7 protein-coding genes are annotated in these 16,476 nt (G+C 46.1%); 1 reads left to right on the top strand and 6 read right to left on the bottom strand.

Annotated elements, in window-relative coordinates:
• The 4 genes from KQI32_RS11960 to KQI32_RS11945 form a co-directional block, all read right to left on the bottom strand.
• Positions 1–269: transposase (locus KQI32_RS11960; RefSeq protein WP_216423449.1), on the bottom strand; the 269-nt coding region annotated here is incomplete at its 3' end.
• A 741-nt stretch (positions 270–1,010) separates the two neighbouring features.
• Positions 1,011–1,556, bottom strand: a complete 546-nt coding sequence (locus KQI32_RS11955; RefSeq protein ID WP_177691440.1) for an NADH peroxidase — start codon at positions 1,554–1,556, stop codon at positions 1,011–1,013.
• 416 nt (positions 1,557–1,972) lie between these two features.
• Positions 1,973–2,524, bottom strand: coding sequence for a chromate transporter (locus KQI32_RS11950; protein ID WP_177691439.1), 552 nt, complete (start codon positions 2,522–2,524; stop codon positions 1,973–1,975).
• Complete coding sequence (locus tag KQI32_RS11945) at positions 2,521–3,096, bottom strand: chromate transporter (RefSeq protein WP_216425598.1); 576 nt, start codon at positions 3,094–3,096, stop codon at positions 2,521–2,523. The genes KQI32_RS11950 and KQI32_RS11945 overlap by 4 nt, the downstream gene beginning before the upstream one ends.
• Before the next feature lie 144 nt (positions 3,097–3,240).
• Between KQI32_RS11945 and KQI32_RS11940 the strand changes: the two genes are divergently transcribed.
• A complete protein-coding gene (locus tag KQI32_RS11940; RefSeq protein WP_177691437.1) occupies positions 3,241–4,161 on the top strand; it encodes a LysR family transcriptional regulator in 921 nt (306 codons plus the stop codon).
• 109 nt (positions 4,162–4,270) lie between these two features.
• Here the strand turns inward: KQI32_RS11940 and KQI32_RS11935 are convergent, their stop codons facing one another.
• Together KQI32_RS11935 and KQI32_RS11930 are read right to left on the bottom strand one after the other, a co-directional pair.
• Entirely contained in the window at positions 4,271–6,274 is a 2,004-nt protein-coding gene (locus KQI32_RS11935) for a heparinase II/III family protein (RefSeq protein WP_216425596.1), read from the bottom strand.
• Between the two features lie 81 nt (positions 6,275–6,355).
• Complete coding sequence (locus tag KQI32_RS11930) at positions 6,356–16,285, bottom strand: immunoglobulin-like domain-containing protein (RefSeq protein ID WP_216425594.1); 9,930 nt, start codon at positions 16,283–16,285, stop codon at positions 6,356–6,358.
• Between the last annotated feature and the right edge of the window lie 191 nt (positions 16,286–16,476).

Here is a 16,476-nt window from a genome sequence, read left to right as displayed (position 1 = left end):
TATGCGATGTTCATGCCAATCTCCTGCATGGTACGGCGCAGCGAGGGGATGCCGTACAGGTGCTGGATGAACACAATTTTGAACAATACCACCGGGTCAATGCTGGGACGGCCGTTGTCACGGCTGTAAAGCGCATCCACCAAGTCGTACAGATGCGTAAAATCCACCGCGCTGTCAATCTGCCGCAGCAGATGCTCCGATGGAACCAGCTCCTCCAAACATAGGATTTCTACTACATTTCTGCGCAATTCCTGCTCTTTTGCTAGCACACGCCGTCCCTCCCCAGTCTTTTCTTATCTTTATTTTACCACACATACGCAAAAAAGCCCAGTGTATACTGGACTTTTTCGACAGGCTGAAACCACCGGCTTTTTTCAGCCGGTGGTTTTTTGCGTTTACAGTGATGTCTTGACTGTTTGATACAGTAAAGCAGATTTCTTTTTAAAAGCGCATATTTTTTGTTTCAAGTATATTTTTTCCAATCCGCCATACCCACGCCGCTTTGTTCACATCGTTCTTCAAATCGTCCGTATGTCCGAAGCCGCCCTTTGACGAACAGAAATCAGACCGGTAACCAATGACAGTCTGTCCTTAAGTATTATTACAATATGCGGCTTTCACAGGCAAATTTCCGATTTTTCGGTGCGTATGAGTGCATTATGGGCTCAAACCCTGCCTTGAAAGACCGATAATCGAAAAAAAGGGAATTTAGCAAGGGCAGAATTCTTATGTTCCATTTCCTAACGCTTAGACCTTCTCTCTTGCATCCTTTATTTCTATGTGTATATAATCTCCCAGATTATCTTACAATAATTTTCTATATTGTAATAGCTAAGACAAAAGAAAAAATACTATGACAGCATTTTTTCTTTCCTATTTAATTGTTTCAGACAATAAAGTGGTCCTTTATGCTATGATGTTCCGTATCTCGACTCTATATTTCATACGAAATAACGCTAAAAAGGAGCCAGCCGAATGCTGACTCCTTATCCTATTTATTCGATTCCATTTTAGCCAAAGTATCTTTTCAAAAGCCCTTCAAAAGCACAACCATGTCTTGCTTCATCTTTTGCCATTTCATGAACAGTATCGTGAATAGCATCCAGATTCTGCTGTTTTGCTTTGACAGCTAAATCTTTCTTTCCTGCGCAAGCACCGTTTTCAGCTGCAACTCTCAGCTCCAGATTTTTCTTTGTGGAGTCTGTGACAACTTCGCCCAGCAATTCAGCAAATTTAGCTGCATGTTCTGCTTCTTCCCAAGCAGCCTTTTCATAATACAGGCCGATTTCAGGATAGCCTTCTCTATGAGCCACTCTTGCCATCGCCAGGTACATACCTACCTCAGTGCATTCTCCTGTAAAATTCATTCTCAGACCTTCAACGATTTCCGGATCAACATCCTTTGCAACGCCGATTCTGTGTTCGTCTGCCCAAGCCATTTTATCAGAAGACTGCTCTACAAATTTTTCCTTCGGCGCACCGCACTGTGGACATTTGTCCGGTGCTTCATTCCCTTCATGAACGTAACCGCAGATTGCACATACAAATTTTTTCATTTTAAATTCCTCCATTTTCTTTGTTCTATTTATTTTAATTAATAACAATAATCGTTACTGATAATATACCAGAATCTATTTTATTTGTCAACACTATTTTAAAAAAATTAAAAAATTTGTATATATCCGTAATTATTATCTATTTTTTCAATCTGTTTTCATTTGCTTCCAATTATCATCAAAGCACTGACATAAAAACCGTCCCTGCAGGAAGCAGAAGTCCTCTTGTTATTTCTCATGGCTTAGATATTTATGAGGTTATTATAGCATCCTTCTATGTACGCATTATGATGGAACTGTAAACGTTTTTTGAATACCAGCCTTCTTCTTGAAAAAGTAGATTTCCCTCTCTCATTCCCATTCTCTCCGTCATACTTTTTCAAATTCTGATTTCATAAAAAACATTTCTGCATTCCCTAATAAAGTACGAAACCCGCTACACCTGCCAGCGCCATCAATAAAATTGGATTACATTTCCATTTTCGGAGTATGAACAGAGAAAACGCAAAAATTCCCGCTGCAATCAGGTTAAAAGATTGGCCGGATCCTGGTTCTGCCTCAAAAGCTATGGAAAGAATCGTCCCCGCCGCAGAGGCGATCAGCCCTACGGACGCGGCCCGCAGTCCCTTTAAAACGTCCATAGCTCCCTGTGCCTGCCGATGTTTTTGAAAAAAGCGAAACAGGCAGACAGAGATCAAAAAGCCGGATATCACACACCCAAAGGTTGCGATGACAGCGCCAGCAATTCCTGCAATCCGGATTCCTACAAACGTGGAGGTGTTGACCGCTAAAGGACCCGGCGTCATCTGAGAGATCGTGATGATATCGGTAAATTCCTGATAGCTCAGCCAGCCGTGAAGATCGACAACCTGTTCCTGTATCAGCGGGATAGTCGCGTATCCTCCGCCAATACTGAACAATCCAATCTGTAAAAAACTCACCAATAAAGAGATTAATTGGTGTATCATTCCCTTCCCCCTTTTTTCCGTTTCCAAAATCCCTCTGCAAGGCATGCCAGGGCGCAGAAAATCAGTATCAGAATCACATTTATCTTCAGAAGAAAGCTTGCCGCGAAAGCGGCGGGTACCATCCATTTGAGCAATTTGTGTTCCTGTTTGAAAATGGCGGCCGCCATGTCTATCACGCAGTCTACAATCAGCGCTGCCACCCCCGCTTCCATTCCCTTTAACACAGCGGAAATGATATGATTGCTGCGAAACGCCGCATAGCAGGAAGAAATCACCGACAGCAGAATAAGCGGCGGCAGAACAGATGCCACGCAGGTTAAGACTGCACCGAAAATTCCTTTCAGACGATATCCCACCAATACGGACAAATTAACCGCGATAGCCCCCGGAGAAGATTGCGCAATTGCCGCCATATTGTTCAGCTCCTCCTCAGTGAACAGTTTTTTCTTTTCCAGATAATATTTTCGCATCATCGGCAAAATAACGTAACCGCCTCCGAATGTGAATGCACTGAAGGAAAACTGTTTCCAGAACAGCCACAGGCAAAAACGTATGTTTTCTTTCTTTTTCATTTCATTCCTCCTTTTCTATTCAGTATACCGGTTGCATTAGCATAAGTAAAATAGTATAATTTAATTATTATCATATATTTATTTTATGAATAACGATGAAAAGCAATCATTTCATCTGTTTTTCCGCTGATAGGAGGTATTAAAATGAATCTAAAACAATTAAGCGTATTTCAAAAAGTTTGCGCAACAGGGAATATGACGAAAGCATCCGAAGAACTCTACATGACACAGCCTGCTGTTTCCCACGTAATCGGCACTCTAGAAACGGAGCTTGGCTATCCGCTGTTTGACCGCATCTCCCGCAAAATATACCTGAACGATGCAGGAAGTCTCTTTCTCAGCAAAACAAATAAATTGCTGGAATCTTACGAGGATTTAAAACAGAGTACAAAAGACATTGGTGCCTGTTCCGCACTGCGAATTGGATCCAGCATCACGATCGCTAACTTTATTTTGCCCAAAATCATAAAACAATTCACTCAATGTAATCTTCCAGTTTCTCTTAAAGTCATCATTGAAAATGCCGCAGAAATTGAACAGAAGCTGATGCGGAATGAGATTGATATCGCTCTGATAGAAGGTGTCATCTATCATCCTCAGCTCATCAAAATTCCCTTTTCCTCCCACGAATTGTATGTAATCTGTTCTTCCGCTCACCCCTTTGCCCGGATGAAAAACATTTCTCTTCAGACCCTTGAGGACTGGCCGCTCCTTATGCGGGAAAAAGGAAGCGCAATACGCTCAGCTTTTGACAGCGCCTTGCTTGTAAAAAACGTCTCTCTGGAACCGGATTGGGTCAGTGTAAACTCACAGGCTTTGATACAGGCAGTGATACAAAATTTAGGGATAACCGTTCTCCCCGAAATTCTTGTGAAGGAAGAAATCAAAAAGGGTCTTCTCTGTGCGAAAAGGATCGAGGGGATTCAGCTGAACACAATAAATCATATTGTATATCATAAGGATAAATATCAGACAAAAGCCTTTCAGATATTTTTGGAAACCGCAAAACAGTATACCGAAAAAGATTTCATGAAAGAAGAGCATACCGTACCACTTTCACGCTGACCGAGAATGCCGTCTAACCGCAATCGTAAGGAAAAAGAAAACGTAGAAAAGAAGATAGAAAAACCGTCCTGAAAATTCGAACTTTCCAAGACGGTTTTTATACTGAATTTTATTTTTTGTTGTTCAGCCGCTCTATCTCTTCCTGTGTAAAATCGGACACATCCTCCATACGGACACTTACAGCCGCCGTTTTGTTCTCCGGCGCGGCATCATCCGGCATATGGAATATGACATCCAGCATCCACGGAGTCTCATCCTCAGATGCATAGATTTCCGGGCACAATATTTCCGGTTTTGAAAAATCAAATGCCAATCGTTCCCCCTGCCAGGTACACAGCAGCTTTGCATTTCCTCTCATAAACAGATAACAGTTCTCCCCCAGCTTCTGATACGCCGTGCCTTTCGCCAGAAACCATCTCTGCACATGCGGACGAGGATCCCTTCCCCCAAGCACAACGCTGTCCTTTATGAAAAAGCCTTTCTCCCGCCAGAACGTCAATTCCCTGTATACCGTACAAAAGCCATATCCGTTATGGTGCGCCCGCAGGGTAACCCTCTTTTCCTCCGGGTTCCATACATCCAGAATGGTGTCCGGTTTTGCGACACCCCAGCAGCTGGAGAAATAACGGTCCGCCGTGATTGGCTCTCCATGTGCCAGCACCGTATTGTGCGAACTCATATTGTAAAGGAATCCTCGATGCGGCTTGTTCATGATAAATCTCCCGTAGATATCGCCTGCCGCGGATTCTTCAAAAATCATGCTGCCCCGCACCGCCAAATTTAACGAAAGCATATCCAAATGATCGTGGCTGGACATTTCACAGCCTTGCTTGGCGCACATCAGAAAATAGCTGCTGTCCCTTTGATAGCTGCTGCGCGATGTAATGAAACCTGCCTCCGGACTGCAGAAATCCAGTGGAATCTTCGTTACTTTCCCCTGCCGCGCCGCCAGAACCTCCTTCGCCATCCGGTGATCACTCAGCTCCGCGCCCATCCGAAGCATTTCATCGATGATAATATCCCCCTTATCACCGATAACGGGATAGCATTCTTCCGGGGAAGCCAGATAGCAGGCCGCTTCAAAAATACGTTTTATCTTCCTTTTTGCCTTGTCATCGAAAAAATCATCTTTTTCCGCCTTTGCCACATACAGAACACGGTACAGCATTTCGCTGACGGTGGCGCCGAAAAAGTAACCGATTGAATGCTCCGAATAAGCGCCGCTTTCGGTGAAATCTTTTTCAATATGTTCGAGAATCACTTTTTTTCCCCGCTGCTCCATGCTTCTGAGCTCCTTAAATTCCGGCACCAGCTTTGCCGTGATATAGGGGGTGATACCCCGCTCAAAAAAATGGTGGTTATGGGGATAAAACGCATCGGTATCATAGCGGTGAAACTGCATACCAAAAAACCAAATCCGCTTTATCATCTCAAAGGCCAGCTCGGTATCAATCTCATAAAAAATCCTGGTGTTGAGCAGATTGATAAAGGTCAGAAGAAGCCATCCCACATCCATGGACTCCCGGTTTTCCGAATACTGAAACCAAGCAGACTTCTCAGAAAACTCCTCAATTGTTAGGTTATACTGCTCAAAAAATGCCCTTAAAAGCCCGCTGAATTTTTCCACCCACACCGGATTTCCATCCCGCTGAAACAGGACAGCCAGAAGCTCAAACATCTTTCCGCGTTTCATCACAATGTGAATACCCTGCTGTACCTTCTGTGCATCCTTCTGACTGGCATGGGGCAGAAGCTCAAACCGGTTGCCCATATCGATCTCCACACCGCCCGGCAGCAGATAGATATTCTCCATCATCTTCTCCGCAGCTTTTTCAATGTAGTCCTCCAAATCAATATTTAATCCTACAAAAGACTGCCATTTCTGAGGATTTGACGAGAGATCAACCTTTTCAAACGGAATCTTCCGGTAATCAAAAAAACCTTTCACATTCCGTCTCTTTTCAAAATAGCGAATCAAGGCTTTCTTGGCAAACGCTGTATCGCCGTTGTTCCATGCGATTTTCACTTCGCTCAGTTCCGGATATTTTTCATACTCCAGTGCTTCAAAAATATCTTTTTCTGTTGTCTTTTTTTCTTCTACCGGTAATTTCATCGGTCGTCTCCTTTGATCTTAGGAAAACCGCACAGTAGAACTGTACGGTTTTCCAAATTTTATATAAGAGGTATAAGAGAACTAAAAGCGAATCCGATCATACAGCCGTTTGAACATCATCGCTGCCTGTGCCCTGGTGGCATTTTCCTGTGGTGCGATGGTCGTTTCGGTCATGCCGCTGATCAATCCCAGCTTCACAGCGCCTGACATATAAAGTGTTGCCCAATCGGAAACACTGTTCCTGTCAGTGAATTTCTCCAATTCTTTCTCCGTTGCGCTTACCGCACCCTTCTTCTGCGCGTAAGCTTCCACCAGCACTTTTGTCATTTCCTCCCGGGTGATTTTGTCATCCGGCCGGAACATTCCGTCCGCGCCTATCATGATATTCGCCTGCGCTACCGCTCCCACAGAGCCATAGTACCAAGCGTCTGACGACACATCCGTAAAGTTACTGTCCGCATTCTGCAGTCCCAGAAGTCTTGCAATCATCGCCGCAAATTCTGCCCGTGTCACATCCGTATCAGGCGAGAATTCTGTCTCACTAATCCCGTTGACAACGCCAATCTTATGCATTTCATCGATAGCCTCTTCCGCCCAATGTCCCTTGGTGTCCTCAAACCCATTGGACGGTTCCGTAGTAGGCGGATTGGTCGGCTCTGTAGTAGGCGGAGTCGTGGGTTCCGTGGTGGGCGGTGTAGTAGGCGTTACTGGTCCGCCTCCACCACCGCCGTTGTTATTAGGAGGTGTCAGATTCTTTGTATACAATGTCACATCAATCGGAATTCTGCTGTACAGGACAATATATCCGCTTCCCTGATAAACACCAACTGTGTTTTCGGAAAGCGCCCCGTTTGCTGCCTCGATTCCCTCTTCTTTGAGTGTCTGAAGGCTGGTCACTTTTTTGCCGTTCTGATAACAATCATACTGCAGGTCGGAGGGCATTTCAATCCGCATTTCATAAGGTATCGTTGATTCCACATCCGCCTTATCCAAAGACAGATATGCTTTTACCTGTCCGTTTACCGTTCTGGGAGATTTCCCCGCGACATTTATTTTCGGCAGCGTTCCATCCCAGAAAGCCGGTCTTGTCAGCTTGCTTCCCGCACCGATCGTGGAGGATACCTGATAACTCTTTCCATAAGTATAAGAAGTCTGGCTTGTATATGCCGCATCTGCTGTACCTGTATAATAGGTCGTTTTCCCTTCCGTATAGCTTGTCACCGGAATTTTACCCTCGCCGCTCTCTTTTTCCAGATCAATGGAGAGCTGCGTTCCGTTTCGGGTAAAATCTACCTCTTCGCCATTGACGGTGATCTTCTTTATCTCGTCCGTTCCATAAAGCGTCAATCCGCTGATGTTGTTCAGATTCAGAACAGAGGATTCCAGCTCGATACAATCAAAATTATAGGTAATACATAAGTCGGTCAGCTTCGTATCACTCTTCGGTATATACTGCATCAAAATCGTTTCTTTTCCATCCTCTGTGACAGTCAGCTTGCTGCCGTTCACAACAGAGACAGCGTCCAGCTTTCCATTCTGCTTTTTCTCAATCAGCATTGCCTGCCCGTTGAATCGGTATGCTCCGATTTCCCGTTCTGTATAAGCCGCTTCATAGGTCTGATAGAAAACATTTTTCTGCACCGCTTTCCCGTCAACAATGTCAACCGAGAAGGCTGTCGCCGTATCCGGCTGCACATCCAGAGGAATCCGTGCTGTTTCCACCTTGGACGTATCCCCAGCCGGCTTCGGATAAAGCACGGTGTCATAGGTCACCGTTCCTTTTTTTCGCTGGCGGAAGCTAGGAAATGAAACAATTTCTGCCGTCCCCTGTTTCCCGGAATAATAGCCGCTTTGCTGAACCATCTCAAAGCCGCTCTTGTCAACCTGTGAGATGATCAGATTCGCACCGCTTTCAAAATGAGTCTCCAGCATGGCGGAATCCTTGTTGTAACTCCACTTTGATTTTGGCAAAAAATGCCAGTTCTGATCGTAATTATTTTGACCCTCGTTAGGCGGAACGATCTTATCACTGACAAGAAAGAACTTTGATTTGGGGAATAAAATCGTCCGCTTATAGTCAAAGGATTTTCCGTTCTTTGCCGCCGTTGCTCTGGATGTTCCGCTTGCATAGTCAAATTTATCGTTGGTATAGAACTGATCCAGCGTGTCATGTTTGTTGCTCTGGGGTGTATCGTTAATGTTCACTACATTGTGAGCCTCAGTGGTTCTTCTAAGCCAGTCGGCAATGGTTCCGGCACTGTAATTGTATCTTCCGGGATCTACAAGAAGTGCCCTTCCGTAGGCAAACATGGTAATCGCCATGTTGTCGGGATGGGTATGACTTTTTGCGTCTCCGCACCCGTAATTGGTTGCCAGCATCATCCCCTGCCTGCTCCAGTCATCGCGCAGGTTCAAATATTTATTGTACCCTTGCCCGTAATATACGGAGGTATGGTCGGGCGCTTCTCCTTCCGCACCATTGCTCAGAATATACCTCACATCCTCCAAATCAAAATAGTCTACAACTTTTTTCATGACGGATGTATAGCTTGTCATGTCGCTGTCCCCGTATGCAGGCGCCGTCAAATCCGGCTGCAGACAGTCCGCAAGATACCGTGTTACCGCTATAAGCTGACTGTTGAACGCCGCGTTTAACGGGAACTGAAAGGTTTTTGCCTCGTCGATGATGGTCAAGAAGTTGTTGATAACCTCATTGGTGTAGTTGAAGGAGGCCTCGATGTAACTTCCGTCCGGCAGTACCAGGTTACCGGAAAGAGTATCCCATCTGCTGATAAACAGTTTCTTATATTTTTCATAATCTGCGAACTCCGGAAAGTATAATGTGATTCTTGTCTGTCCGCGGTTGGAGTAAACGCCGTGGTTATGCGCCGGGGCAAAATAACCATCCAGTGTCAGCGTTTTATTCAGCTGCCACATGTTCTTGATAAACGCCATACATGCGTCGTCTGTCATGTATTCGGATTTGCGCAGAGAGTTGAACGCCGCAACTTCTGTTCCGGCACGGATGCCGGCGTCCTGCAGATTAAAAGCACCTACAGAGTCCTTTGTTCCCTCAAACAAATCCATACACTGCCGGATGGCATGATACGCAAAATACTCATCGCCGGTCGTATTGTAACATCCGGTCAGAGTGCCCATCCAGATAGAACGGGCAATGTTCATATAGGTTGCGTTATCCGCACCCTCGTTCGGGTTTTTCGGCATGATCCAGTCTACTTTTTCGGAACCGTTCCAGGAGAAGACACTAACCATCGCGTCTCTCCAGTTGAATTCGGTTTCCTTCCAACTGTTGTTGCCCTCGCCCCAGACGATCATTTCGCTGGTGCCGCCGTCCGCTTTTCCGTAAACCTTCAAAACAGCGGAATCAATTTTGGTATCCTTGTCGATGCCGGTGATGTTAAACTGCATATAGGGTCGTTTGGTATCTTTTGTCCAAAGTTCCCCGAACCCGCCGGCAACCGTGGACGGATCCTCCGCTCTGGTCTCCTTGGCATACATTCTGTTTTCCGTGCCGAAATTCTTCTCCTGATTCGTATCAGGGGATACATAGGTGTCTTTTGCCGCTTTGAAGCGCATTTCCTTCCCGTTTGCGACAATGACAAGCTCCGGTATATGAGCACCGTTCTCCGCTTCCTTGGTATAGAACTCAGCCTGCGGCTCATGTTTATATTTCTGTACAAAATAGATGGTTTTACTCCCACTTTTCTTCACATAGGAGGAGACATCCACGCTGATCTCACTGTATTCCGCCGGCACGGTAAAAGTGCCGATCAGACTGTTGTTGGAACTGTACATGATGTTGTTTGCATAGAGTTCCGCTTTATCGTACTCCTTGGAAGAATGGGTGATATGATAATTGAGATCTTTATTTTTATAGTAGGCGACCAGTTCACTCTTGGCGGATTCATAATCGCCCTTCTTAGCATACTCGCCGACGATTTGCAGTTCCGGGCAGTAGTCATAATTCAGCTTCGGCAGGTAATCAAAATCCCAGTCCTGGTATTCTTCTTCCCACTTTCCGAAGAACATCTCGTCGGTCATGCTGGTGGGATTGCCATAATACTTTTCCATTTTGTTCGGATCTTTTCCCATAATGACGCCTGCCTGCAGAACAGTCACTGGAATATCTTTTGTCACGGATTTTCCGTTTCTGGAGATCGTCGCAGTCAGAATCACATCGGTATTCTGCTGCGGCCGGGTGACCTTCCCATCATTGGTGATGATCTCCTGATTGGAGGACATCCAGGTGACCGTCGTGCCGTGAGTTGCTTCCGCAGGAAGATCGATATCTGCCTGAATCCGGTCACTGCCGGATATCTTCAGAAGCTCTTTGGCCAGCCGGATCGCTTCGTCATCGGTGATAGCAGAGTTGAACAGCTGCAGTTCTCTCAAAGATATCTGCTGACCGTTCGCAGAAGAGAATTCAACCTTTACATATCTCGCTTCCACAGCCACGAAAGAAAATTCCTGAATCTCAGTTTTGTCCGCCGCATTGCCGGACACATTCTGTGTGAGAACTTGCTTGTAGTTCAACCCGTCATTGGAGACCGAAAGCTTAAAGTCTTTCACATTTCCGCAGGCACTGAGAAGTCCGCTGTCAATACGCTGTTTGACGCCCAGATCCAAAGTGACAAAGGGAGAAGCATCATTGTTCAAAGTACTCCACACTGTACCAAAATTCCCGTCATTCAGATTGTTAGCCGGAGATGCCTGACTGTCCGAGGAGGCCTTTGAAACAGCCGCACCATATGCCAGGTTGATGCCAAAGTATTTCTTAACCGTTATGTCGAATTCCTTGGTTTTTTCGATACCGTCCTGAGATATCACTGCCGTCAGCTTCACAGGTTTGTCACTGTCCTTCAGCGTTACGGTTCCCTGTTCTCCATCAACCCGAAGCACAGAACTATCGGAGCTTTCCCAGCGAATCGCCGTACCTTCATATCCATTAGAAGGCAGCGATATATTTTTTGTAACTGCGTCGATCGGCTCGTTAGAGAGAGAGGCAAATGTCAGACGCTCCACCGTACCGTCTACAGCTTCTTCCGCTGTAGATTTCTTCTTGACAAGCAGTGTGAAATCCTTCGTCAGCGTCTTGCCGTCTATCTGTGCGACAGCAGTCAGTACGACCGTCTTATCCGTTTCCCCTGCTGCGGGACGCTTTACCGTCGCCTCGCTGCCGTTTATCTCGATTAGTCCGCTGTCAGCGGATTTCCAGGTAATTTGTACCCCTTCTGCTAAATCGGTGGGAAGCGTGAAGTTTTCTGTCACTCCGTCTTTATATTCATCGAAAGAGATCAAATCCAATGCATTTGCCATCTGGGTAGTCATATTTTGCTCCACTGTGATATTGTCCAGATATGCCACACCGTCTTTGGAGCCATCCTTCACCCAGTTGTAAAGATAAATCCATTTCAGAGAATAATTATCCGCCAGATTGGCACTGCAGCGGAAGCAGGCGGCCAGCTGATCGTTAATATACCAGAGCACATAGCCTGTATCCGTAAACATCTCAATGCGGAATTTATACCACTTGTTCGCCTGAATGCTGATATCACTGACAGCTACCGTACCCTCCTGCGCCGCATACTGGAAGGCTCCCTGGTTGCCTACAGAATACAGAAGCTCGGTCTTGTCATTGTAAATGCGAAGCATCACTTGGGTGTCAAGCTGTTTGACCATATAGTCCATATTCAGCACAATATGTCCGTTATAACTCTCCGGAAGGGCATAACGACCGGTAAACCCGCTATATTCCTGGGGAGTAAAATGGTGGTTCGTCTGCTTTAATACCTTATTGGAGGCATTCAGCGGATCTGTTTCCACCGTTATCTTGGTATCATCGTGCAGCGGATAGTCAGAGGGCGCCACCCAGCCGTCAGGCATGTTTCCTGCCGTCTGATCCTCAAAATCCATTTGGAATAGCTGTTTTTTATATTGGGAGGCGAGCGCTTGTTTCACCGTCATATCAAAACTTTTGCTCATGCTGGCATTCCCTTTGGTGAAGGTTGCCCTCAAACTTACCAGCTTGTCGCCGTCCTCAGGCCGCGCCACAAAGCCATTGGAGAACACAACCTTCGGGTTGGAGCACTCCCAGCTGACGGAAGAGCCGTAACGTCCCTCGGTGCGAAGATTCAGGGGCTTCGTTACACTGTCTGCAGATTCCCGGGTGATATACTCCCAGCGGAAATCTTCATAATCCTTCTGCACAGTCAGACGATCCTCCTCGGAGATATCCTTGTCTGCTTTCATCAGCAGGTTATCCACCAAGAACAGATTATTCGGCTTTCCATAAGCCGCACGGTAATAGGATGTCATTTTAATCATGCTGAAATTTTTTGCCGCAGTGGAACGAGTTACATCAAAGTTTCCTGCATAGCTGCCATTGATATACAAATCCACTCTCTGTGCCGCATGATGGTAGTCCAATTTGATATGATAGGTCTGTCCGAGCACGGCGGCAGGCTCATCGTATGCAGTATATACACTGTCAGAATTTCCTTTGATACGGAATCCGCCTGCCTCATAACCGAAAGCGAACACAGCAACACCGGAAGAATTGCAGAAAGCAATGTATCTGGTAGGTCTGTCTCCTGGTTTATCAGAAGGATTTCCTGTCACCGTCATGTCGAAGGAGGCGTTGAAATCCCCGGTATGGTTATTCTGCAAAGGTGCAATCGCACTGTTGGAACCTCTGCCAGTAGATCGGTTGTCAATGTAGAACAGCTGGTTATCCGGATTGGAGGGTTCTGCATTTACCCCATAAAACCCGTTTGCCTGATCCAGACCAGCTGCCAGGTCTAATCTCCATCCGGTGGGAAGTTCCCCCAGCTTGGTCGTTTCAAAGTCTTCCTTAAATAGAACAGAATCCTTTCCGCTGGGATCGTTGACAACAATCCGGAATTTTAAGGCTGTCACAGCCCCCTCATCGTCAGTAGCTGTAAGCGTTACGGTTTCCTCTCCTACCGCTTGGGGTGTATAAGAAAATTTCGTGCCGGTGATGGTTCCCTTATCTGCCGTGATAATAACCGGCGCCTGCCCGTCATCCGAGAAGGTGTCGTTCAGCTGCAGAGAAACCTCCTCTCCCAGAACAATATACTGGTCGCTTACCGGAATCTCAATCTTCGGCGGTGCGTTTCCCGTCACGGTCAAGCTGATTACATACTGTACTCTGCCGCCTTTTCCGTCGATAGCAGTCAGTGTAATGTCATCCTGTCCGGTACCTTGCGGTGTATAGGTTAATATACCGCTGGAAATAGTCCCCTTGTCGGCAGTGATCCCCAAAAGGTCGCCGTCAGCGTCACTAAACAAACGGGATATATCCAAAGTGAGCGGTGTGTTCACCTTGACGGACTGGGGTTCAACAGAGCCTGAAACAGCCGGATCGGCATTTCCAACCACTCTTCTCACTAGAATATCATCCAAGTAAAGATAAGAGGCATAGCTTGCTGTTTTCCGGTATCTGTTGTAAGTTGTGAAACCACCTAAAGCCAGCTCCACGTCATCCTTCAAATCCATGGAAATCTCAACGGGAGCATTGTCCCCAATGGTGACATAAGCCAGTTTCGCATCGGTATCCAATACGACCCTGAGAGACGTCCAGACATCGGTTGGAACCGAGATCCCTTCTAAAATATAATCTTTTGATCCCTCTTTGTGATTGTAGATATTGATCTTCACATTGTTCTTAACCAAATCCGTATTGTTCAGAACAATGGACATCAGCCTGGTATCCGCAGATTCAACCGGTCCATTGGAAAGATAAACGATCTGCTCATAAACGTCTACTTTATGGTAAATCTGTGCTTCAAAGGAGAGAAGGCCTGTGTATTTGGCCGGATTGCCGTCTTTATCCTGGAATCCATAGGTGATGGTTCCGATTGTGCCGGCAACCTTCGCTCTCATATTATTTTTTAAAGCTTTGTCTTTGCCGGTATCCGCCGCAATACCAAAGAAGTTTTCGTCAGCTACATCGTCTTTGTTCACAATCACATTGTACCCGTCAGGAATAGAACCAACCGCATCGTCCTCAAAGTCAGTTCGATAGATAATATCGCTTCCGGAAGCTTCCACCGTGATCTCAAAGGTTGTTGTCACCGTACCGCCGAGTCCATCATCTGCAGTAATGGTTTCCGTGATGGTTCCCTCCGAAGAAGGCGTTATGGTATAAACCGTTCCGTTTACCGCGCCGTGCTCTGCCGTCAGCGTCAGGCTATCTCCATCCGCGTCAGTGAACACATTGGACAAATCGACCACCAGTTCAGAGCCTGCCACAACCTTCTGCCCAGAAATATAGGATGCCACTTCCGGCGCTCTGTTTATTTTTTTGAACGCAATATCATCCAGGTAGATATAAGTATTTTTGCCGTCTGTCTTTGTATAGTTGTAAGTACTGAAACCGCCTACAGCCAAAGGAGAACCGGATTTCTGCGTGATGTCGTAAGACACCGGTTCATTGTCACCCACCTTGATGGAGGCCGTCGCTTCATCCGTGTTGATGGTAATGTCAATGTCCGTCCAGGTATCTGTTTCCACAAACACATTCGGCATATCTATATTGATGTTTGATGGACTGTTGGGCACCCGCACATTCACCTTGCTTTTGGACGCGTCCACGCGGACAAAATGAATCGCCAGCAGCCGATCCGCCGCAACCGGACTGGTAACGCTCTTGTTGTTGAGAAACAAACCGCGTTCCACTTCCGAATTGGTATATATTTTTGCATGAAAATTCAGCAGACCGTTATAAGTCTCATTGTTCAATCCGTTGCTCAGATAGATGGTTGAGCCTCCTGTTGCATTCTTAATCATGCTGTTGGAAAGCGCCTTGTTTGCTGCATTTCCATCTTTTTCAATGGCTCCGACATACGGCTTATAATCCGTCACACTACCCTTGATGTTCGTCGTGTAGCCGTCCGGCAGCATCCCTTCTTCATAGCTCTCAAAGTCTTCTGCATAGATCAGGGAATCAATATCAAATTCAGTTGATACCGTCCCGCCGTTTCCATCACTCACTGTAATCTTTTCGCGATAGGTTTTTAACAGCTCCGGCGTAAAGGTGTAAACTCCTTCGTTCACCTCTCCCAATTCACAGGAATAAATCAAACTGTCGCCGTCCGGATCGGAAAATACTCCTGATAAATCAATCGAAAGTTGCTGCCCTTTTGTCACCTGCTTTGCAGAAATCTCATTTTCTACAACAGGTGCATGGTTTTCTTTGTAATAATCGACCAGAACATCATCGATATAGATAGAATTCGCCGTTCCGGTCTGTGCTGTGCGGTTATAGAGATCGAATCCCCGCACTTTCATACTGCCAACTGCTGTTGTGCCAGCCAGATTGATGGGTTCTGGCGTCACCAATGTGTTATCAATATACCACTGCGCCGTACCCGCATCCGTATCAATGACCATCTTAAAAGCATACCATTTGTTCTCCTCTACACCCGGTGTGTCGATATAGCCGCTTACACCGCCTGGGACAACATAACGGAATCTTGCAGGAGTTGAGCTATTCCCGGCGATTCCAAACGCGATAAGATATTTTGCTCCGGTTGGTGCCTCAGCATCCTGAATAACCCGAATCATCTTTTCATTTTTCAACTCATCCGTTAAAAATTTCATCTCAATTGAAATTTTTCCGGTTTTGTCTTCGGAAAACAAGGTATAAGTATCCACATTCGCCCTTGTGCTGGAACTGTTGCCAATACCGGTCGAATCAATTTTGTTCTGATATACTTGTTCAGAAGAATTTACCGTATCCTTCTTAGGGTTTATGACAACTTTTCCAAAGCAATCCTTGGATTCATAAGCCGCTTTTCCAGGAGCTACATAGGTAAAATCCGGATGCTCCGCATTCGCCGTGTTATCCTCAAAATCCATTTTATAGATCGGCTCTTCCGGAGCAGCGAAAGCTGTCAGACCGGCCATACTCGGCAGTATAAGCAGCACCGACAGCAAAACGGCGGTGGCTTTTTCTGATAACCGTCTCATCTGATTCCCTCCATTTTTCCATTTTAGGCTTTCCTTTTCTCTTTTTCTTGGACAGGCGACCCCTGGCCGCCTGCCCCCACAAGTTATCGGACTATTTCACCGCAATAATCCCTTTGACGTCGAACTTCTTCTTGCACACAAACAGCTCTGTGGCTTTCTCATAGCCAACTTCCTCCGTCGAGAACAGGTCG

The organism is Acetivibrio sp. MSJd-27, from assembly GCF_018918095.1.
In the GTDB taxonomy this organism is placed as follows: domain Bacteria; phylum Bacillota; class Clostridia; order UMGS1840; family HGM11507; genus HGM11507.
The sequence above is the reverse complement of the archived record's forward strand: the minus strand, read 5'-3'. Positions and strand labels throughout refer to the sequence as shown.

Excerpts from the sequence above, each read along its gene's own strand:
- KQI32_RS11955 (WP_177691440.1), bottom strand. The coding sequence starts at position 1,556 with ATGAAAAAATTTGTATGTGCAATCTGCGGTTACGTTCATGAAGGGAAT.
- KQI32_RS11950 (WP_177691439.1), bottom strand. The coding sequence starts at position 2,524 with ATGATACACCAATTAATCTCTTTATTGGTGAGTTTTTTACAGATTGGA.
- KQI32_RS11945 (WP_216425598.1), bottom strand. The coding sequence starts at position 3,096 with ATGAAAAAGAAAGAAAACATACGTTTTTGCCTGTGGCTGTTCTGGAAA.
- KQI32_RS11940 (WP_177691437.1), top strand. The coding sequence starts at position 3,241 with ATGAATCTAAAACAATTAAGCGTATTTCAAAAAGTTTGCGCAACAGGG.
- KQI32_RS11935 (WP_216425596.1), bottom strand. The coding sequence starts at position 6,274 with ATGAAATTACCGGTAGAAGAAAAAAAGACAACAGAAAAAGATATTTTT.
- KQI32_RS11930 (WP_216425594.1), bottom strand. The coding sequence starts at position 16,285 with ATGAGACGGTTATCAGAAAAAGCCACCGCCGTTTTGCTGTCGGTGCTG.